This window comes from Variovorax sp. PAMC28562 (assembly GCF_014303735.1).
In the GTDB taxonomy this organism is placed as follows: Bacteria; Pseudomonadota; Gammaproteobacteria; order Burkholderiales; family Burkholderiaceae_C; genus Variovorax.
Genome location: NZ_CP060296.1, coordinates 121,027 through 141,763 on the forward strand (window position 1 = coordinate 121,027; position 20,737 = coordinate 141,763).

Annotated in this window: 20 protein-coding genes; 6 read left to right on the forward strand and 14 right to left on the reverse strand. The window is 64.9% G+C overall.

The window, feature by feature from the left end:
• Positions 1–93: 93 nt before the first annotated feature.
• Positions 94–966, reverse strand: a complete 873-nt coding sequence (locus H7F36_RS00560) for a TatD family hydrolase (protein ID WP_187052856.1) — start codon at positions 964–966, stop codon at positions 94–96.
• 88 nt (positions 967–1,054) lie between these two features.
• Between H7F36_RS00560 and H7F36_RS00565 the strand changes: the two genes are divergently transcribed.
• The 5 genes from H7F36_RS00565 to H7F36_RS00585 are packed head-to-tail and all read left to right on the forward strand — an operon-like array spanning position 1,055 to position 5,930.
• Entirely contained in the window at positions 1,055–2,050 is a 996-nt protein-coding gene (locus tag H7F36_RS00565) for a S1C family serine protease (protein WP_187052857.1), read from the forward strand.
• Positions 2,051–2,090: 40 nt separating this feature from the next.
• Entirely contained in the window at positions 2,091–3,107 is a 1,017-nt protein-coding gene (locus tag H7F36_RS00570) for an AAA family ATPase (protein WP_187052858.1), read from the forward strand.
• A complete protein-coding gene (locus H7F36_RS00575; RefSeq protein ID WP_410003056.1) occupies positions 3,088–4,098 on the forward strand; it encodes a DUF58 domain-containing protein in 1,011 nt (336 codons plus the stop codon). Before H7F36_RS00570 ends, H7F36_RS00575 begins: the two co-directional genes overlap by 20 nt.
• A gap of 5 nt (positions 4,099–4,103) precedes the next feature.
• Positions 4,104–5,144, forward strand: a complete 1,041-nt coding sequence (locus tag H7F36_RS00580; protein ID WP_187052859.1) for a VWA domain-containing protein — start codon at positions 4,104–4,106, stop codon at positions 5,142–5,144.
• A 27-nt stretch (positions 5,145–5,171) separates the two neighbouring features.
• On the forward strand, positions 5,172–5,930 hold the full coding sequence (locus H7F36_RS00585) for an SDR family NAD(P)-dependent oxidoreductase (RefSeq protein ID WP_187052860.1): 759 nt from the start codon (positions 5,172–5,174) through the stop codon (positions 5,928–5,930).
• Between the two features lie 12 nt (positions 5,931–5,942).
• Here H7F36_RS00585 and H7F36_RS00590 read toward each other — a convergent pair whose 3' ends face one another.
• The 8 genes from H7F36_RS00590 to H7F36_RS00625 form a co-directional block, all read right to left on the reverse strand.
• Complete coding sequence (locus tag H7F36_RS00590; RefSeq protein ID WP_187052861.1) at positions 5,943–7,439, reverse strand: N-acyl-D-amino-acid deacylase family protein; 1,497 nt, start codon at positions 7,437–7,439, stop codon at positions 5,943–5,945.
• Positions 7,432–8,331 (reverse strand): MurR/RpiR family transcriptional regulator, encoded by a 900-nt coding sequence (locus H7F36_RS00595; RefSeq protein WP_187052862.1) that lies wholly within the window; start codon positions 8,329–8,331, stop codon positions 7,432–7,434. The genes H7F36_RS00590 and H7F36_RS00595 overlap by 8 nt, the downstream gene beginning before the upstream one ends.
• Before the next feature lie 14 nt (positions 8,332–8,345).
• The gene (locus tag H7F36_RS00600; protein WP_187052863.1) at positions 8,346–9,644 is read right to left on the reverse strand and encodes an amino acid deaminase; all 1,299 of its coding nucleotides are present in this window, start codon (positions 9,642–9,644) and stop codon (positions 8,346–8,348) included.
• Entirely contained in the window at positions 9,641–10,624 is a 984-nt protein-coding gene (locus H7F36_RS00605) for an ABC transporter ATP-binding protein (protein WP_315971434.1), read from the reverse strand. Before H7F36_RS00605 ends, H7F36_RS00600 begins: the two co-directional genes overlap by 4 nt.
• A gap of 8 nt (positions 10,625–10,632) precedes the next feature.
• The gene (locus H7F36_RS00610; protein WP_187052865.1) at positions 10,633–11,688 is read right to left on the reverse strand and encodes an ABC transporter ATP-binding protein; all 1,056 of its coding nucleotides are present in this window, start codon (positions 11,686–11,688) and stop codon (positions 10,633–10,635) included.
• Positions 11,689–11,875: 187 nt separating this feature from the next.
• Entirely contained in the window at positions 11,876–12,715 is an 840-nt protein-coding gene (locus H7F36_RS00615) for an ABC transporter permease (protein WP_187052866.1), read from the reverse strand.
• A gap of 31 nt (positions 12,716–12,746) precedes the next feature.
• The gene (locus H7F36_RS00620) at positions 12,747–13,688 is read right to left on the reverse strand and encodes an ABC transporter permease (protein ID WP_187052867.1); all 942 of its coding nucleotides are present in this window, start codon (positions 13,686–13,688) and stop codon (positions 12,747–12,749) included.
• A gap of 10 nt (positions 13,689–13,698) precedes the next feature.
• Positions 13,699–15,270: an ABC transporter substrate-binding protein gene (locus H7F36_RS00625; RefSeq protein ID WP_187052868.1), complete on the reverse strand. Its 1,572-nt coding sequence runs from the start codon at positions 15,268–15,270 to the stop codon at positions 13,699–13,701.
• A gap of 160 nt (positions 15,271–15,430) precedes the next feature.
• Here H7F36_RS00625 and H7F36_RS00630 point away from each other — a divergent pair, with 160 nt between their 5' ends.
• Positions 15,431–15,820: a RidA family protein gene (locus tag H7F36_RS00630; RefSeq protein ID WP_187052869.1), complete on the forward strand. Its 390-nt coding sequence runs from the start codon at positions 15,431–15,433 to the stop codon at positions 15,818–15,820.
• Between the two features lie 16 nt (positions 15,821–15,836).
• Here the strand turns inward: H7F36_RS00630 and H7F36_RS00635 are convergent, their stop codons facing one another.
• The 5 genes from H7F36_RS00635 to H7F36_RS00655 form a co-directional block, all read right to left on the reverse strand.
• Positions 15,837–16,169, reverse strand: a complete 333-nt coding sequence (locus tag H7F36_RS00635) for a c-type cytochrome (RefSeq protein WP_187052870.1) — start codon at positions 16,167–16,169, stop codon at positions 15,837–15,839.
• A gap of 4 nt (positions 16,170–16,173) precedes the next feature.
• A complete protein-coding gene (locus H7F36_RS00640; RefSeq protein ID WP_187052871.1) occupies positions 16,174–17,385 on the reverse strand; it encodes a sulfite oxidase in 1,212 nt (403 codons plus the stop codon).
• A gap of 100 nt (positions 17,386–17,485) precedes the next feature.
• Positions 17,486–18,682: a rhodanese-like domain-containing protein gene (locus tag H7F36_RS00645; protein WP_187052872.1), complete on the reverse strand. Its 1,197-nt coding sequence runs from the start codon at positions 18,680–18,682 to the stop codon at positions 17,486–17,488.
• 79 nt (positions 18,683–18,761) lie between these two features.
• Entirely contained in the window at positions 18,762–19,454 is a 693-nt protein-coding gene (gene lolD / locus H7F36_RS00650) for a lipoprotein-releasing ABC transporter ATP-binding protein LolD (protein ID WP_187052873.1), read from the reverse strand.
• The gene (locus tag H7F36_RS00655) at positions 19,447–20,703 is read right to left on the reverse strand and encodes a lipoprotein-releasing ABC transporter permease subunit (protein ID WP_187052874.1); all 1,257 of its coding nucleotides are present in this window, start codon (positions 20,701–20,703) and stop codon (positions 19,447–19,449) included. Before H7F36_RS00655 ends, lolD begins: the two co-directional genes overlap by 8 nt.
• Positions 20,704–20,737: the final 34 nt, after the last annotated feature.

Below are 20,737 nucleotides of genomic sequence, written 5' to 3' on the forward strand. Positions count from 1 at the left end.
TTGTCACTGTGTGGATCTAACGAACCACGGTGCTTCAAGGATGACACCAAAGAACTTCACGTTGAAGACAAGCTTGGAAGTCGGGGCGTTTGCCTACGCGGCCTCGTGGTTCCGAACCGACAAGTCGATCGGCGAATTGATCAAAGGGCCCAGCTTCGGCAATGCGGCGATGGCGTTTCGGGTCGTCGCCTCGGCCAACGCATCAATGCTGATGCCGCGCAGGCCCGCCACCACTTTGGCGATGCGCGGCAGTTCACCGGGCTCATTGCGAGCCTGCGGCGAGCCGTCCTGACGCTGCTCTGCGGTTCGATAGAGCCAGTGCGGCTGAATGTCCGGCGAATCTGTTTCCATGACCAGCGCGTCGAGCGGCAGGCTGGCGGCAAGGCGCCGCAACTGGAGGGCCCGCTCGAAGGTCACAGCGCCGCCAAAGCCCAGCTTGAGCCCGAGCGAGATACAGGCGTTCGCCTGCTGCTCGCTGCCATTGAAAGCGTGCGCGATGCCCTGCCACGGTCGCCCGGCACCGACTTGGCGCAGATGCTTGAGCACCTTGTCGACCGAACGTCGCACATGGATAACCACCGGCAAATCGTACTTTCGGGCCAGCACCAGCTGGGCATGAAAGAAATGCTGCTGTCGTTCGTCGTCCAGACCCTCGACGAAGTAATCGAGCCCGATCTCGCCGACAGCGACCAGGCGAGGGTCGTTGATGCGGGCCGCAAGCTCGGCGTCCAGCAAGTCGAGATCACTGTCCTTCGCGTCGCCGGTGCAGAGGGGATGGATGCCCAACGCATAGGCGTCACCCTGCGCGTGGGCCAGGTCGCGCACGGTCGCGAAGTTGAACGCCGCCACCGCCGGAATGACACACAGCCGTACGTTTTTGGCGGCTGCGCGAGCGCGCACTGCCGGCTCATCGGGCCCGAATTGAGCTGCGTCCAGATGGCAATGGGTATCGACGAAAAGAGCCATCGGCGGATGATGCCCGAACCGCTGCAAGGCGGCACAAAGCGTGCTACCGTCATCGCTTCAGCGTCTTCTTTTAACCGGAGGTGCCTCGATGCGCAGGCCAGGTTTGTACAGCCGATCGCCCCGAAATCCGTCGCAATCCGCGGCCGGCTCGGCCCCGGAAAACGCTGAAACTGCGAGCGCGGGGGCTGGTGTCGCTGACACGCTTCCGTCTGCAGCTGCCAAGTCAGCGCGCACCGGTCCGGGCCGTAAAAGTTTCGTTGTCCTGCTTGCGCTGTGCGTCGCAATGGCCGCCGGCGGCGGCTACTACTGGCCGCACCAGGGCAACCGCACCCTCACCCAAAAAGACATCGACGCAGCAGTGCTGCGCTCGTTGCAAACCGCCGTGCTGCCGTCCCCTGCCGCCAAGGCAGCCGACATCATCCGACCCTCCGTGGTGCGAGTCGTGAGCTACGGCCCCGAAAGGAAAACGCCCGAGGCCACCACTGAAAAGCGCGGCCGCAACATGGCGAAAGGCAAAGCGCCCGAAGCCGATGCGGAAGGCGACAACGAACGCGGTGTCGGCACCGGCGTGGTCATCGTGGACAAGGGCGTCATCCTGACCAACCTGCACGTCGTGGCGGGCGCCGACCGCATCAAGGTCACCTTTTTTGACGGCCTCGAGTCGATCGCCACCGTCACCGGCGTGCAACCAGAAAACGACCTGGCGGTGTTGCAGGCGCAAAAGATTCCGGACGACCTGTATGCCGCGACGATGCGTTCCACCGCCGACCTGCAGCCAGGCGACGAGGTTGCTGCCGTCGGCTTTCCGTTCGGGATCGGTCCTTCGGTGTCGGCTGGCGTGGTGTCGGGGCTCAAGCGATCTTTCCGCTCGCCTGAAGGCAAGCAGGAACTCGGCAACCTGATCCAGTTCGACGCGGCGGCCAACCCCGGCAACTCCGGCGGTCCGCTCATCAATATGCAGGGCGAAGTGCTGGGCATCGTGACGGCCATCCTGAACCCGACACAGGCGCGCACCTTCATCGGCATCGCCTTTGCGATCCCCATAGAAAACGCGGCAGCCGCGGCCGGCATGCCGCCGTTCTGACCTTCAATCCAGCGGAAAACTCAGAGAGCACCGAAATCCCATGAGCACTGAAAACCCGTCGTTCTCTCCTTCGCCCGCCACGGCCGAACTGATGGAGCAAATCCTTTATCAGGTGAAACGGGTGGTGGTCGGGCAGGACCGTTTTCTCGAGCGCGTGATGGTCGCGATATTGGCGGGCGGGCACCTGCTGGTCGAAGGCGTGCCGGGCCTGGCCAAGACGCTCACCATCAAGACGCTGGCCGAAACCGTGCAGGGCCAGTTCAAGCGCATCCAGTTCACGCCCGACCTGGTGCCGGCCGACCTGGTCGGCACGCGCATCTACAACCAGAAGACCGGCGACTTCAGCACCTCGCTCGGCCCGGTCTTCGCCAACCTGTTGCTGGCCGATGAAATCAACCGCGCCCCCGCCAAGGTGCAGAGCGCGCTGCTCGAGGTGATGCAGGAACGGCAGGTGACCATCGCCGGCGAGACGCACAAGGTGCCGCGCCCGTTCCTGGTCATGGCCACGCAGAACCCGATCGAAACCGAAGGCACCTATCCGCTGCCGGAAGCGCAGGTCGACCGATTCATGATGAAGGTACTCGTCGACTACCCGACCGATGAAGAAGAGTTCGTCATCGTGCAGCGCGTGATCGGCCCGCCAGTCGAAGTGAGCGCGGTTGCCACGACCGATCAATTGGCGCAATTGCAAGCCGAAGCACGGCGCGTGTATGTCGACCCTTCGCTGATCCAGTACGCAGTCAAGCTGGTATCGGCCACGCGCACACCCGAGAAGCACGGCCTGAAAGACATGCGCCGCTTCATCACATTCGGTGCCAGCCCGCGCGCCAGCATCAACCTGACCGAAGGCGCGCGCGCGCTGGCGCTGCTGCGTGGCCGCACCTATGCGCTGCCCGAAGACATGACCGCGCTGGTGCCGGACGTGCTGCGGCATCGGGTCACGCTGTCCTACGAAGGCCTGTCGGAAGGGCTCACGCCCGACAGCCTCATCGACAAGATCATGAGAGCCGTGCCCGCACCTGCAAAACCGCTAGAGCATGAAAAGCTGGTGGCGTAGAACGCCCCGCTCGCCTGCAAAGTCGCCCATCCAGGAGCGGCCGCCGGGGCTTGCCGCCAACGATGCGGCGCCCGCGATGGGCGTGGATCGCGCGTTGCGACGGCTTGAGTGGACGGTCATTCGCCGGCTCGATGGCCTGCTGCAAGGCGACTACCGCACGCTGATGCGCGGCACCGGGCTCGACTTGGCCGACTTGCGCGAATACCAGCTGCACGACGATGTGCGGCACATCGACTGGAACGTGACCGCGCGGCTGCAATCGCCGCACGTCCGCGTCTTCACCGAAGACCGCGAAATGTCGGCTTGGTTCGTGCTCGACCTGAGCCGGTCAGTCGACTTCGGTTCGGGCCTGAAGGCCAAGCGCGAGATCTCGACCGGCTTCGTCGGCGTGCTCGCGCGGCTGCTCACGCGGCACGGCAACCGCGTCGGCGCGCTGATCTACGGCAACGACCTCGAAGCGGTGATTCCGCCACGCAGTGGCCGCCGCCACGTGCTGCATCTGCTGCATGCGATGGAGCGCCGCGCCGAGGCCTTGCTGCTGCAAAAAGGCATGACCCGGCTGTCGGACATGCTGAAGTCGGCCGCCAACCTGATGCCGCGCCGCTCGACCGTTTTCGTGGTATCGGATTTCCTGAGCGAGCCCGGGTGGGAGAAACCGCTAGGCCAGCTCGCACAGCGCCATGAAGTGATCGCCGTGCGTCTCTACGACCCGCTCGAGCTCGAGTTGCCCGACCTCGGACTGGTGCCGTTGCGCGATGCCGAAACCGGCGAACAGCTGTGGGTCGACACACACGACAAGGGTTTCCGCAAACGCTTTGCGCGCATCGCGGCCGAACGCGAAGCGACTTTGCGCGCATCTTTGGCCAAGGCCGGCGTCGACGCGCTCGAACTCTCGACCGATGACGACCTGGTCGAAGCCATCGTGCGCTTCGCCGACCTGCGCAAGCGCAAGGTGCGCTCGGGTGCGGGCAGCATCAAGGCCTTCGCATGACCCCAATGAACTTTCTGTGGCCTCAATTCCTGTGGTTGCTGCTGGCGCTGCCGTTGCTGATCGTCTTGTACTTGTGGCTGATGCGCCGCAAGAAAAAGCTGGCAATGCGCTATGCGAGCCTGTCGATCGTGCGCGAGGCGATGGGCGCCGGCCAGAGCTTTCGGCGCCACGTGCCGCCGCTTATCTTTCTGCTTGCCATCGCGGCCATGTTGATTGCCGCATCGCGGCCCACCGCCGTGGTTCTGCTGCCGTCGAGCAACCAGACCATCATCCTGGCGATGGACGTATCGGGCAGCATGCGCGCCGCCGACGTGCTGCCCAGCCGCATCGTGGCCGCGCAGGAAGCTGCCAAGGGCTTTTTAAAAGACCTGCCGCGCAGCGTCAAGGTCGGCATCGTCGCCTTTGCCGGCAGCGCGCAAGTGGCGCAGCTGCCGACCACCAACCGCGAAGATCTCTACACCGCCATCGATGCATTCCAACTGCAGCGCGGCACCGCCACCGGCAACGGCATCATGATGTCGCTCGCCACGCTGTTCCCCGATGCCGGCATCGACATCGACAAGGTCAATGCGCCGAGCCGCCAGCGCGGCGTGCCGATCGAACAGGCCGGCAAGGCAGCGCCCAAGGAGTTCGTGCCGGTCGCGCCCGGCTCGTACACCTCCGCTGCCATCATCATGCTGACCGACGGCCAGCGCACCACCGGTGTCGACCCGCTCGATGCCGCCAAGATTGCAGCCGACCGCGGGGTGCGCGTCTACACGGTCGGCGTCGGAACGGTCGATGGGGAAACGATCGGCTTCGAAGGCTGGTCGATGCGCGTGCGACTCGACGAAGACACGCTGAAGGCGATCGCGCAAAAGACAAATGCCGACTACTTCTATGCCGGCACGGCGGGCGACCTGAAGAAGGTCTACGACACGCTCAGCTCGCGGCTCACCGTGGAGAAAAAGGAAACCGAGATCTCGGCCCTCTTCGCGCTGGCCGCCGCGCTCCTGGCCGTGGTTTCTGCGGGCCTTTCGATCTTCTGGTTCAACCGTATCCTCTAGCTTTCAAGAAGCAATGGAGACATGCGGATGTTCGATTTAAAAGGCAAGGTCGCGCTCGTCACGGGCGGCAATGGCGGCATCGGGCTCGGTATGGCCAAGGGCCTGGCGCAAGCCGGTGCACGCGTCGTGATCGCGGCGCGCAATGCCGAGAAATCAGCCGCCGCTGTCGAGGCGTTGATCGCGCTGGGCAGCGACAGCTTTGCGCTAGCCGCCGACGTCACCGATGAAGCTTCGGTGACGTCGCTTTTCGCTCAGCTTGCCCAGCGCTGCGGCAGGCTCGACATACTCGTCAACAACGCCGGCATGACAGTGCGCAAGTCGGTCGACCAACTCACGCTCGCCGAGTGGAACCAAGTGATGGACACCAACCTCACCAGCGCTTTCTTGTGCAGCCGTGCGGCGCACCCGCTCATGAAGGCAGCGGGCGGCGGCAAGATCATCAACATCGGTTCGATGATGTCGATCTTCGGCGCGCCGTATGCACCGGCGTACGGGGCGAGCAAAGGAGGCATCGTGCAGCTGACCAAGGCGACCGCCATGTCATGGGCTGCAGATGGCATTCAGGTGAACGCCATCCTGCCGGGCTGGATTCAGACTGCGTTGACCGATGGCGCGCGTGAGCAGGTCGCAGGCTTGAGCGAGCGTGTGGTCGCACGTGCGCCGGCGGCGCGGTGGGGGCAGCCGGAAGACCTCGCGGGGACTGCGGTGTTCCTCGCGAGCGCGGCGTCGGACTTCGTGACAGGCACGGCGATTCCGGTCGACGGTGGGTACTCGATCGCGGGCTGACCCTGCAGGCGGCTATCGCGCAGCACGCGTCAGCATGCGCCCGGCACGCGCGAGCACTTCGGGCTTTCCGTCATTGGCTTGATTGCCGTCATTGCGAAAAGCCAGCGCCCCATTCACGAACACCCGTTCGATCCCCACGCTGATGCTCTTCGGCTTGTCGTAGGTCGCGGTGTCGGCAATGGTCGCCGGATCGAAAACGACCACGTCGGCCATGGCACCGACACGCAGTTGGCCGCGGTCGGCGATGCGCATGTTGCGCGCCGTCATGCCGGTCATCTTGTGCACCGCCTGCTCCAGCGTGATGAGCTTGCGCTCGCGCCAGTAGCGTGCAAAAACGCGCGGGAACGCGCCCCACAAACGCGGGTGCGGATGCCGATCGTGCGGCAAGCCGTCGCTACCGATCATGCTGCGCGGATGCGCGATCACGCGCTCGACATCAGCCTCCTGCATCTGGAAGTAGCACGCGCCGCCGGGCTGCAGGCGGCGGCACGCTTCTTTCTGATCGACGCCCCACTCTTTCGCCACATCTGCGAGCAGCCGACCGGTCACTTCAGGGTGCGTGTCCGACCACGTCAGCAGCACGTCGATGACGCCATCGACCAGGTCTTCGCGCAGCACGGTCGAGCCGGCCACGTAGGGGTAGACGTCGAGGGCGATGTCCTGCCGGCCGGCCAGCGCATCGATCAGCGGCAGTGTCTCCAGCGTGCGGCCCCAGTTGGCCGGGCCGGCGCACTTGTGATGCGAGATCACGAGCGGTACGCCGGCCTCGAATGCCGTGTCGCCGGCTTCGTGCATCGCCTCGACGATCGCTTGCATTTCGCTGCGCAAATGCGTGGCGTAGACGCCGCCATGCCGTGCGACGACGCGGGCCAGTGCGGTGACTTCTTCGGCCGGCGCCGCGAAGGCCTCTTCATAGAACAGACCGGACGAGAGGCCATGTGCTCCCGCTTGCATACAGGCATCGAGCAGCGCGCCCATGTGTGCGAGTTCGTCGGGCGTCGCGGCCTTGTCGAGTGTCTGCATGGCTGCGAAACGCAAGGTGGTGTGGCCGACCAGCGCGGCGACATTGAGAGCGGGTTGAGCGGCATCGACGGCGACGCGGTAATCGTCCATGGTCGCGTGCAGAAACGAATCGGCGCCCAGCAACGTGAGCGGCGGTTTTGCTTGCGCAACGCGATACGGCGCGAGCGAAATGCCGCAGTTGCCGGTGACCACCGTCGTGATGCCTTGCGACACTTTGGGCAGGCACGCCGGGTCGCGCAACAGGGTGGCGTCATCGTGCGTGTGCACGTCGATAAAGCCCGGCGCGATCACCTTGCCGCGGCAGTCGATCACATCGACCTCGGCAACGTCGATGCCAGCCGGCAAGCGATGCCGAAGCCCTTCGCCCATGGCCACAATGCGGTCGCCCTGCAACAGCACATCACCCGGCCAGCCCGGGCCGCCGGTGCCGTCGATAACCAAGCCATCCTGAAGAAGGGTGAGGCCCGTGGCAGCTGATTCAGCCATGCTTCAACCCTCCGCCGTCCCAGCTTTGCAACGGATGCGTGGCCGCGTCGATGCCGTGTCGCTGGAACGCTTCGCGTGCGCGCTGCAGGCGCTGCACCGCCGGCTCGCCGCGGCGCTGCGCGACGAGCACCGTGAGTATCTCGATGACTGTCAGATGCGCCAGGTACGCATCGATGCCGACATGCATCACCGCGTCGTCGGGCACCGACATACCGAGCAAAAAGTCGGCGCGCTCTGCCAGCGCCGTGCCGGGTCGCGTCAACGCCACCACCTTGGCGCCCTGCCCGCGTGCGATGTCGACTGCATCCAGCAACGACGGCATGCCGCCAACATGCGAAATCGCGATGACCACGCCACCCGGCCGCTGCGCCGCGCCGGCCACTTGCTGCAAGTGATAGTCGGCCCATGCGTTGGCCGAGATGCCGAGGCGGAACAGCCGCGCCTGCAGGTCGTTGACCATGAACCACGAGGTCGCGCCCGCACCGTACAAATCCACGTGGGGCGCTGCTGCGATAGCGGCCACAGCGCCTTCGAGCACGGCCATGTCGAGCTGGCTGCGAACGCCCGAGACCGAAGCCGCGGCGCTGCGAGAAATCTTGGCAACGACGTCGTCGGCCGCGTCTTCGATGTTGACGCGGCGATGCAGTGGCGAGCCGCCCAGCGCCAGCTCTTGTGCCAACGCCAGCTTGAATTCGCGCAGCCCGGCAAAGCCGAGATCGCGGCAGGTGCGCATGATGGTCGGCACCGAACTGCGCGAGCGCTCGGCCAGCAACTCGAAGCTTTCACCGAGCACGCGGTCGGGGTCTTCGAGGATCATGTCGAGGATCGCGCGCCGCGTCGTCGGCGCGCTCTCGCGGAGCTCGGCGATACGTCGCAGGAGGGACAAAGTCATTGCGGTTGCCATGCTCAAAAGTTGATCGACACCGCATCGCTCACGCGGTAGTCGTCTTCCACGATCGGCATCCAGTGCCATTTGTCGAACGTCGTGCATGGATGCGAGATACCGAAGCCGATGCGCTCGCCGACGACCGGTGCCAGCGCATCGTCGGTTGCGGTCCAGCGCAGGTAGCCGTGCTGGTCGTTCAACGCGCTGATGTGCCAGCTGGCCGGTACCGTCGATGTGACCTGCGCACCAAGCAACGCACGCGCGATGGGCGTCGGCATCGACAGGTCGAACGACACATCGCGCTTGCCCATCGCGACGATGGCGAGGCGTGGTTCGGGGCATGACTGCACGGTGGTCCACACCTCCATCGCGGGGCGAAGGCTGTCGCCGCAGTCGCAACCGAGACGGGCATCGATCGACACCTGAAAGCGCTGGTAGGTGCCGTGGTCGTGCGTGACGTAGCAGCCCGAGCGCAGCAGGCCGCGCACCGGCATGCCGAGCGCCGGCTTGAGTCGTGCGGCAACGAGGTCGTAGATGGCGGAGCCGCCGGCCGACACCAGCACTTCGTCGGTCTCGAAGAGTCCGTGCGTTTCGCAGTGGCGTGCGACCGCTTCGACGCGGCCCATGATCGTGTCGGTGTACGCGGTGTCCGGGCCCGTCTCGCCGGTGGCGCCCTGCCCTTCGTAGCATTCGATGCCGACCAGTTTCACGGCCGGGCTTGCCTTGCAACGCTCGGCCAGCGTGGTGGCCTGCTCGTGCGTGCGGCATCCGGTGCGGCCACCGTCGACACCGATCTCGATCATCAGCTCGAAGGGCAGATGCTCCTGATGTGCGTGCGACCAAGCTTCGATGAGATCGAGTTGCGCCACCGAGTCGAGCAGGAACACGATCCGCAGTCCTTCGTGGGTGCGCAACAGCTGTTGAATGCCGCCGAGGTCTTCGTCGCTCACCACCTGGTTCGCGATGAGCGTGCGCCGCGCGCCCGCCGCCACGCCGACGGCCAGTTGCGTGACGGTTGCAAAGGTCATGCCCCAGGCACCGGCATCGAGCTGGCGCTGGAACAACTGCGGCGACATCGTCGTCTTGCCATGCGGCGCCAGGTCGACGCCCCACTCGCGCACACGGGCCTGCATCCAGGCCAGGTTGTGCTCCAGCGCTTCGCGTTTCAGGACAGCCAGCGGCAGCGGCAGATCGCCGGCGAGCACGTTCCATTGCGCAGCGCCGATGTCGCTGCGCAGCCGCGGTGGCTGCGTGCGCGGGTAGCCCTTGAAGCCGCTGTGCAGCAACGGGTCGAGCAGGTCGTGGGTCGATGAATTCATGTCGTCAGTCTCGAATCGATTGCGCCCAGCAGATCCTTGCGGATGCAGGCAGAAAAATGACCGGGCGCCAGCTCTTCCAGCGGCGGCACGGTTTGCGCACACGCTTCGATAGCCTGTGGGCAGCGGGTGCGAAACACGCAGCCCGAAGGCGGCGCGATCGGACTCGGAATATCGCCCTTCAACGCCACATGTTCGCTCGGCTGCAGCGGATCGGGCTTCGGGCTCGCAGCCAGCAGCGCTTGGGTGTACGGATGAAATGGTCGCTCGAACAGTTCGGCAGTCGTCGCCACTTCCATCACCTTGCCGAGGTAGAGCACCACCACGCGGTCGCACAGGTACTCGACCACATCGAGGTCGTGCGAGATGAAGAGCATGGTGAGCGACAGGCGCTCACGCAGGTCGGCCAGCAGGTTGATGACCTGCGCCTGGATCGACACGTCCAGCGCCGACAACGGCTCGTCGGCGACGATGAACTCAGGCTCGACCGCAAGCGCACGCGCCACGCCGATGCGCTGCCGCTGGCCGCCCGAAAACTCGTGCGGAAACCGACTGGCATGTTCGGCGCGGAGGCCCACCGTTTCAAGCAGCTCGGCGATGCGCTTGTCGCGCGCAGCGGCACCTTTGTGCAGCCCATGCGTGGCAAGCGCTTCGCCGAGGATTGCGCTGATACGCATCTTCGGATTCAGGCTCGCATACGGATCCTGAAAAATGATCTGCAGCTTGCTTCGCAGGCGGCGCATGTCACCTCCCGACAGCTTGCCGACGTCCTGGCCGCGGTACAGCACCTCGCCATCGGTACGCTCCACCAGTCGCAACAAGGTGCGACCGATGGTGCTTTTTCCCGAGCCGGATTCACCGACGAGACCCAGTGTTTCGCCTTGCTTGATGGCGAACGAAACATCGTCGACGGCGCGCACCGGACGCGCGCCGGTGCCGAAGTATTTCTTGAGGTTGCGCACCTCGATGAGAGGCTCTTCCATGATCGCGCTCATGCCGCCCCCAGCTCGGAAACTTCGGTTGCAGCCCCAGTCAAATCGACGTGCTCCAGCACGCGGATGCAACGCGCCTCGCGGTCAGTCTGCGTGCTGATCAATGGCGGCATCGCGGCGCGGCAAGCGTCGATCGCCAGGTCGCAACGCGGCTCGAAAGCGCAACCCGGCGGCGGTGCCAACGGGCTCGACACCTGCCCGCGAATCGCGAACAACCGCTTGGGTCGCGGCTGTCCGGCGCGCGCTGCCTTGCCCGGCAAGCAGGCCAGCAATCCTTGCGTGTACGGATGCTCCGGCGCAGCGAACATCGGCCGCACCGGCGCATGCTCGACCACCTGGCCGGCATACATCACGACCACATCGTCCGCATGGTGCGCGACCACGCCGAGGTTGTGCGTGATGAACAGAATGCTCATGCCGGTTTCCGCCTGCAGCCGTCGCATCAGCGCAAGGATCTGAGCCTGGATGGTCACGTCGAGTGCGGTGGTCGGCTCATCGGCGATCAGCAATGTCGGGTCGCACGCCATCGCCAGCGCGATCATCACGCGCTGCCGCATGCCGCCTGACAGTTGATGCGGGTACTCGTACAGCCGCTGCGATGCAGCCGGAATCTCGACCAGTTCGAGCATACGCAATGCGTGGGCCAGCGCCGCTTTGCGGTCGAGGCCCTTGTGCAACCGAACGCTTTCTGCGATCTGCTCGCCGATGGTGAACACCGGGTTGAGGCTGGTCATCGGCTCCTGAAAAATCATCGACAACTCGTTGCCGCGGAGGCGTCGCATATCGGTCTCTGGGAGCTTCAGCAAGTCGACGGTACGACCGTCGCGTGTCGCAAATGCTGTTTCTCCGGCGACCTGTGCGTTGGCGGTCTTGGGGAGCAGCCGCATGAGGGTGAGGCTGGTGACCGACTTGCCTGAACCCGACTCGCCGACCAAGGCGGTGGTCTTGCCGGGTTGGATCGAGAAGCTGACGTCGGCCACCGAGCGAACCAGGCCGTCTTCGGTGGGGAAGCTGGTGCTCAGGTTCCTGACTTTGAGGCGGGGAGCGGTGGTCATGTCAGTGGCTCCAGCTATGGTTTCGGGAGCACTCGTCGATTCGCGCCGAGGGATCGCGTCGATGGTGTGCTCCCCGCAGCGAAATAAAGGAGGAGGCCGAAGGCCGGGGGACATTCGCGGAGGGGAGTACGCCGTCGGCGCGATGCCGCTTCGCACTCAACAACGTAGTTTGCAGACGATGCTCCATTCACGCCGCCTTCTTCAATTTCGGGTCGAGCAAGTCACGCACACCATCACCGAGCAGCTGCAAAGACAGCGCAGTGAAGATGATCGCCAGCCCCGGAAACAACACGACCCAGAACGCGCGGTCGGCATATTGCTGGCTCCCCGCGACCATCGTTCCCCAGGTCGGGATGTCGGGGGGTACGCCGACGCCGAGGAACGACAGGCCGGCTTCAGCGAGGATGGCGTACGCGAAGATGAACGACACCTGCACGAGGATCGGCGACATCAGGTTGGGCAGGATGTGGCGCCACAGGATGCGCGAGGTTCGCACGCCGAGCGCGCGCACGGCTTCGACGAACAACAACTCGCGAACCACCAACGTCGATGCCCGCACGACCCGCGCGACACGTGGCGTGTAGACCAAGACCAGTGCCAGCACGACGTTGCCTAGCGAAGCGCCCAAGATGGCGACCAGCGCGATCGCGAGCAGGATGTCGGGGAACGACATCATGGCGTCGACGACTCGCATGATCGGTGCATCGAGCCGACGGAAAAAACCGGCGACGAGCCCCAGCGCGGTGCCGAAGACGACCGAGCCAAGGGCCGTCAGTGCCGCGATGGTGAGCGAGTAACGCGCACCATGAACGATGCGCGCGTACATGTCTCGGCCCAGTTCGTCGGTGCCCATCAGGTGCTCCGCGCTCGGCGGCTTCAAACGGTCGAGCACGGCCGTGTCGTTGGGGTCGAACGACGCGAACCATGGCGCGCCGATCGCCATGACGGCGATGACCAGCAGCACCAGCGCGGAGATCATCACCGTGCGGCGATGCATCAGCTGGCGAAGTGTTCTCGGGAGTTGCATGACTGTGCGTTCCGGGTGTCGGCTTGCGCGCTCAGAGCTTGACGCGCGGATCGACCGCGACGTACAGCAGGTCGATCGAGAAATTGATGAGCACGTAGATCGCGGCGATCACCAGCAGCGCGCCCTGGATCACCGGGTAGTCGCGCCGCAGCACCGCATTGACGACGAGGCTGCCCACGCCCGGCAGGCCGAACACGGTCTCGGTCACGACGGCGCCGCCGATCATCAAGGCAGCGGTCAGGCCCAGTACGGTGACGATCGGCACCAAGGCATTGCGCAGCGCGTGCTTCAACACGACAGTGCTTTCCGACAGGCCTTTGGAGCGCGCCGTTCGCACGTAGTCTTCACCCAGCACATCGAGCATCGATGCCCGCGTGAAGCGGATGATGAGCGCCGAGTTGAGCAGGCCCAGCACGGCCGCGGGGAGGATCAGTGAATGCAGCCGTTCGAGCAGCGGCGCACCGGGCGCGCCGTAACCCGACACCGGAAACCAGCCGAACGACACCGCGAAGATCTGGATCAGCACGATGCCGAGCCAGAAGCTCGGAATGCTCGCGCCCAGCATCGCGATGCCGGTGAAGAACTGATCGATCCAGCGCCCGCGAAACACCGCCGAGACGATGCCGCACGGCAAGCCGATCAGCGCCGCGATGGCGACTGCCATCAACGACAACAGCGTGGTCGGTTCGGCCCGCTCCCACAGTGCCTGCGTCACCGGCCGCTGCAGAAAAATCGACTGGCCGAGGTTGCCTTGCAGCACTTCGCGCAGCCAGTAGCCGAACTGCACGGGCAGCGGCTTGTCCAGCCCGTATTCCTTTTGCACGCGGGCGATGTCGGCGGCGGTGGCCTGGTCGCCGAGCAGCACCGACACAGGGTCGCCCGACGCGGCGCGCGTCAGGATGAAGACCAGCACCGCCACGATGGCGAGCACGATCAACATGCCTGCGAGGCGGGAAGCGAGATAGCGGTACATCGCAAGGCGCTTACTTGATCTTCGCATTCCAGAAGAACGGCCAGGTCGCGGGCTGGTAGTTGTCGAGCGCCGGGCTCCTGGCCGACAGACCATTGAACTTGCCGACGTTCACGTACGGCACTTCGTCGTAGACGACCTGCTGGACCTTGCCCCACAGCGCACCACGCTTAGCAGGATCGCTCTCGACGTTGAAGGCCTGCAGCGCGGCCTTTTTGGCGGGCGTGTCCCACCAGCCGGGCGCACCGTCACCGAGCTGCGGTGGCGACAGCATCGGCTCGGGGAACTGGCCCGAATGCGTCACGTAGATGTCCCACAACTTCGGATCGTTGCGGCGCTGCACGAGCGTTGCCCAGTCGACGATGTTGAGTTCGACCTTGAAGCCGGCCTTCTTCAACTGCTCGGCCATCAGCAAGGCCATGTTGTAGTGAAAGTCGTACTGGCGGCTGGCCATCAGGCGAATCGGCTCGCCTTTGTAGCCGGCCTTGACCGCTGCTTCTTTGGCTTTCGGGCCATTGCGCTGGTTGTACAGCTCGGTGCCGCTGGTCGAGTAGAAAGGCGAGCCTTTCGGGAAGTGATTGCCCTCTGCAATGAAGAAGCGCGTATCGCCGAAGCCGGCGGCCAGCATCTCGCCCTCGCCCATGCCGGTTTGCACAGCCTGGCGCATCGCCTGGTTGGCCAGCACGCCTTCCTTGGTGTTGAAAACCAGGTACGGGAAGCCGAACGATGGCGTGAGGATGGGTACGGTTTTGCCGCCCGACTTTTCAAGCCGCGTCAGTGCCTCGACCGGCAGCAGATCGGCGAAGTCGTATTGAGCCGCCAGCGCGCCTTCGACCCGCGTGCTCGCGTTGGGTACGGGCACGAAGCGCAGCTCTTCGATGAGCGCCTCGCGCTTGCCGCCATAGCCGTTGGCCGGCTCTTTGCGCGCGCTGTATTTGTCGAAGCGCGTCAGGATGACGAAGCGGTCGGGCTGACGCTCCTTGAACTTGTACGGACCGGTGCCGACGAAGTCTTTCAGCGGCTGCGCGATCGAGTCTTTCGCCATGATGGCGGCCATGCCGCTCGGCAATGCGAGCTGCGACACCAGCGGCGCATACGGCGCTTTCAACACGATGTCGACGCCGAGCGCGCCCTTGGCCTTGAGGCTCTCGATCTGCGCGCCCACTGCCTTGCCGCGTGGCGACTGCTCGATCCAGCGCTGCAGGCTGGCGACCACGTCGTCGGCGTTCAGTTCGCGGCCGTTGTGCAGCATCACGCCCTTGCGCAAAGTGATCGAGTAGCTCTTGCCATCGGCCGAGATTTTGGGCATCGACTCGGCGAGCATCGGCACCACGTTCCACTTGGCGTCGAAGGTGTAGAGCGGCTCGAACACGTGCTGCATGATGGTCGCGACCAGGTCGGCGGTCGATGCCATCGGGTCTAGCGTTTGCGGCTCGGCCACCATCGCCAGCGTGGCGTAGTTGCGCGGCGCTTGCGCCAGTGCTGCGGGCGCTCCCACAGTCGCTGCGACGGCCAGCGCCGCCAGCAAGGCGCCGCTGACGAGGGCATGTTTCAAGACAGATTTGGCTAGGTTGGTGGCTCGCATTGAAACTCCTTCGCTTCAGGATTTGTGAAATTTACTTTCGCACCGCCGGACTTTGAAGCATCAAACGCGCCAAATCACCCGGGAAAACCCTCTATCTTGGACCTTTTACTGAAATAGAATTTCACAGCCAAACACAGCGGCCCGTCCGCAGGAGTCTTTCATGCCCCTCGAATACCTCGGTGGATCGCCCACCGCCTCCGACCGCCAGGTCCGCCCTTTCTCCCCGGCTGTGCGCGCGGGCGACTTCATCTACGTGTCGGGCCAGGTGCCCGCCGACAGCAACGGCGAAATCGTGGTCGGCGGCATCGAAGCGCAAACGCGGCAGGTCATGGAGAACCTGAAGTCGGTGCTCGCGCTGGCCGGCGCGACGCTCGACGACGTCTGCAAAAGCACGGTTTGGCTGCAGGACGCGCGCGATTTCGGTGCCTTCAACCGTATCTACATGGGCTACTTCAGTGCCGAAGGCCGGCCGGCCCGTTCGACCACGGAAGCACGGCTCATGGTCGACGCGAAGGTCGAGATCGACGTGGTGGCTTACAAGCCGAAGTGAACCCCGCGCAGGGTCCTCAGGGCGCGCCTGCGGCTGCCGCCACGTAGGCGGCCAGTGTCTTGATCTGCACTTCGGTCAGCGTCTTGAAAGACGGCATCGGCCCGATGCCATTGCGCATCGCCTTCTCGACCCGGTCGGCATCCGGGCGAAGGTCGTCGAGATCAGGGCCGATCTGCCCGCTCGCGCCGGCCTTCTTGAGCGCGTGACAGAGCGCGCAAGCCGGCAATGGCGCCACGCCGTCGACGAACAGCTTGCGCCCGTCGTCGGCTGAAGCTTGCGCCTGTGCGCCGATTGATGGCAGTAGCGACAACAGCGCCAGTCCGGCTGCCGCAAGGGTCCGAAAACGCATCGCTTCAGGCGACCGTGATGGCGACGGCGTGGTCGCGCCAGCTCGAGTTCAGGTAGCCGGCTTTGTTCTCGACGCGGTTCTCGACCTGCACGTTACCGCGCACATCGGTCACCCGGCTGGCCAGCACGTATTGGCCAGCGGGCAGCTGCACCGGCAGTTCGAACTGACGCCAGGCGAAGCGCCCGAGATCGGGTCCGGCCAGCGCCGCACGCTGCCAGGTCGCGCCGCCGTCCATCGAAACATCGACCTGCTTCACTGCATTGACGCCGGCAAACGCCACGCCCTGAATCAGCAGACCGCGCGCGCCCAGTTTCGCAACGCCCGCCAGCGGCGTGTTGATCCACGACTTGGGCGGCATTTGCCACACCGACGGATCGGTCGGACGTATCGCGGCTTCGGCCGACGGTGTCATGCGGTAGTCGGTCTGCTGGATCGACGAATCGCTTTCGACCGTGGTGAAGGCGAGCTTCTTGACGTACTTGACGCTGTTGACGCCGGTGAAGCCCGGCACCACGAGCCGCAGCGGGCCACCGTGCGCCAGCGGGATGGGCTGCCCGTTGATCTCCCATGCGAGCACGGCGTCTTCCATGGCGGCCGCCGGCACGCTGCGCTCGACACGCGACTTGGCATCGACACCCACCGGCAGCACTTCGCCGCCCGTGCCGGTCATGAACAACATGCCCGGCAGCACGCCGCCGGTCGCATGCACGAGGTCGCGCACCGGCACGCCGGTCCACATCACGCAACCGGCAGCGCCGACTTGCCACGGTGTGCCGCTCGGTTTGGACGGGAACATGCCGCGGCCGTTGCCGCTGCATTGCAGCACCATCGCCACGCGCTCGGTGCGCATGGCCTTGAGCTCGCGCACGGTGAGTGATTTGGGGCGACGCACGCCTTCGATCTGTACGACCCAGTCGTCGGGCTTGGCCACTATGTCGGCGCTCGGCGGCGTGAGGTTGTTGCGCACGTAGAGCTGGTTGACAGTAGTCAGAGCTCCGTTGCCGGCAGCACCGCGGCGCGTTTCGATGGTGTTCGCGCTGTGCACGATCATCGAGCCGGCGTCCTTGAAGGCGGCATACGCGGGCAGCGATCGCGCCGGCGCGCCCTGCGCGAAAGCAGAGCGGACCGGGCCCAACGTGCCGAAGGCGATGGCTGCGCCGGTGCCCGTCAGAAGGGAGCGGCGCAGAGGATTTCGCGCGAGCGGAAGGTCGGTCATTCGAGGGACTCTTTCGTAAAAGGATGACGATGTCGATGCGGCGTAACCACCGTAGATCCCGGGGACACTAACCGGCACGCCGCTGCCGACGCTTGCAGGCTCACTTGGCGTTCGTATCGACCGCGAGGCCGGCGGCACGCCACTCGGGCAACCCGCCACGAAACCAGTTGACGTTTTTATAGCCGGCCTTCAGCGCCGCGATGCTGGCCTTGTGACTCTTCCAGCACTCCGGGCCGTTACAGCCGAACACCAGCACGGCATCGCGTTCGGGGCCGAGCTTCGCAATGTTGAACTGGTCGGCATCCGAAGTGAAGTCCGGGTCTTTCGCCGACTTCTCGACGTACGGCACGAGCACCGACCCGGGCACATGGCCCTCGTTGAATTCGGCGTCGTTGCGCGTGTCGATGTAGCGAGCCGTATGGGCCGACAACATCGCGGCCACGGTCTTGGCGTCGACCACCTTGGCACCAGCCAGCGCACGCGGCGTGAAGTAGCCGAGCGTCGACACGTAAGTGAAATCTTGGGGCGACACACGCGTCGTCTTGCTGCCCGCGGCTGCGACTTCGGCGAGGTCGGCCCGGAATGCGTCGGCCGAGATCTTCGAGCCGTCCTTGATGGCCAAACTCAAGCCCGGTACTTCGCGCGATTCCATGATCACCTTGACCTGGCTGCCGGCCGCAATCCACTTTTCGTAGGTCGCCTTTTCGACACCCACCACGTCACAGCGCCCGATCTGCAAACAGACCAGCAGCGCGTCTTGATAGCGTGTTTCGTAGAGATCCCGAAAGTGGCGCTTGATCGTGGTGTTCGCAGCCACGGTTTCACCGCGCAGCAGGTACGTGACCAGGCTGTCCTGCATGGGAAGCCCGAGGCGTTTGCCCGCCGCCTGCTGGAAGTTGGTGATCGGGCTGTGCGTCGACACGACGAGCACGGCTTGCGAGCGAACATCGAGCTGTGCGACGGGTGTGTAGCCGTAGCGCAAGGCCGAGCCGATGAGGTGGGCCGGGCCGACGACGACATCGGGAATGCGGGCGCGGGTGGCGCTGAGGTCGCTCGTCATGTCGGCCAGGCCGGCCATCGTCGAATCGTTGAACCGCTCCTTGCGCAGCACCTGCTCGATGGCCGTGCGCCAGCTCGTCATGGTGGCGCCACGCGATTGCTCGCCCTGATCGCCAGGGTTCACCAGAATCTTCACTTGTGCATGCGCTGCCAGTGAGAGCAAGAGGCCGGCGACGACACCGAGTGGGCGCAGCCAGCGCGACGGCGACACGCCGCAACGCACAAATTCTTTGGTCATCCCATTCCGCCCCTTCAAGTCAGTAGTGATCCGAAGTATGAAACGTTCGGATACAGGCCTGCAAGAGCCACGAAAGTGCTCAGTCGGCCAACCGGCCCGCCACCAGGCGCAACACGCGGTCGCAGCGCGTTGCCAGCGTCTCGTCGTGGGTGACCATGACAAAGGCCGTGCCGTGCAGCCGCGCCAGTTCGAGCATCAGCGCGAAGACGCCGTCGGCGGTCGCACGATCGAGGTTGCCGGTCGGTTCGTCGGCCAGCACGCAGGCCGGTTGAGTGACCAGCGCGCGCGCGATCGCCACGCGCTGACGCTCGCCGCCCGACAACTCGGCCGGGCGATGCTGCAGCCGCTCGGCGAGTCCGACGCTGGTGAGCATCGCGGTCGCGGCGCGCGCGGCGTCCGCCGGATCGGCGCGCCGGATCTTGAGCGGCATCGCGACGTTGTCGAGTGCGCTGAATTCCGGCAGCAGGTGATGGAACTGGTAGACGAAGCCGAGGTGCAGATTGCGCATGCGGCCCTGCTCCGCCGCATCGACCGTGGCGATGTTCTTGCCAAGCAGTTCGACGCTGCCCGCAGTTGGCGCATCGAGCCCGCCCATCAGGTGCAGCAAGGTGCTCTTGCCCGAGCCCGACGCACCGACGATGGCCAGCGTTTCGCCGGCGCGCACGTCGAGGTCGACGCCGTGCAGCACGGTCAGGTCGAGCCGGCCTTCGTGGAAACGCTTGGTGAGGCCGCGTGCCTTGAGGACCACCTTCGACGATGCAACTTCACTCATAGCGCAGCGCCTCGGCGGGGTTCACGCGGCTGGCGCGCCAGCTCGGATACAGCGTCGCGGCAAAGGAAAGCACCAGCGAAATGATGGCGATCGGCATGATGTCGCTCTGTTGTGGATCGCTCGGCATCTTGCTGATCAGGTAGATGTCCTGCGGCAGAAAGCTGGTGTGCAGTGCGTGCTCGATGGCCGGCACGATCACGTCGATGTTGTAAGCCACGCCCAGCCCCAGCACGAGGCCGAGCACGGTCCCGATGACGCCGACCATCGCACCCTGCACCACGAAAATTGCCATGATGCTTTTCGGGCTGGCGCCCAGCGTTCGCAAGATGGCGATGTCGGCGCGCTTGTCGGTCACTGTCATCACCAGAGTCGACACCAGGTTGAACGCCGCGACCGCGACGATCAGCGTCAGGATGATGAACATCATGCGTTTCTCGACCTGCACCGCAGCAAACCACGTCTTGTTCTGGCGCGTCCAGTCCTTGATCAAAAACGAACCCGGCAACGTGGCGGCAAGCTCATCGGCCACCTCGCGCGCCTGGTGCAGGTCTTTCAGCTTGATGCGCAGGCCGCTCGGGCCGTCGAGGCGAAACACGCGTTGCGCGTCTTCCTCGTGAATCATCGCCAGCGCCGAGTCGTATTCGTAATGGCCCGAATCGAACGTGCCGACCACGGTGAACTGTTTCAGCCTGGGCACGACGCCGGCCGGCGTGACCTGGCCGCCCGGTGCGATCAGCGTGACCTGGTCGCCATCGCGCACGTAGAGCGAGCGCGCGAGTTCGATGCCGAGCACGACGCCGAACTGGCCCGGCACCAGCTTGTCGAGCGCGCCTTTTTGCGCGGTCATCGAGATGTCGGTAACTTGCGGCTCGAGCTTGGGATCGATGCCACGAATCAGCGTGCCTTTCATGTCTTCACCGCGCGCGATGAGCGCTTGCGAGGCGATGAACGGCGCCACGCCGATCACTTCCGTGTTCTTGCGCGCAGCAGCGGCGATGGCGTCGATGTCTGCCAGCGCTTGCCCGTCGCGCGAAGTGATCTCGATGTGCGAGATCACGCCGAGCATGCGGTCGGTCACTTCTTTCTGGAAGCCGTTCATTACGCTGAGCACGATGATCAGGGCGGCCACGCCGAGCGCGATGCCGAGCATCGACACGCCGGAAATGAAGGAGATGAAGCCGTTGCGCCGCGTCGCCCGGCCTGCGCGCGTATATCGCCAGCCAAGTTGCAGTTCATAGGGGATGGGCATAGGCCGACGATTGTGGCATCCCGGACAATAGGCC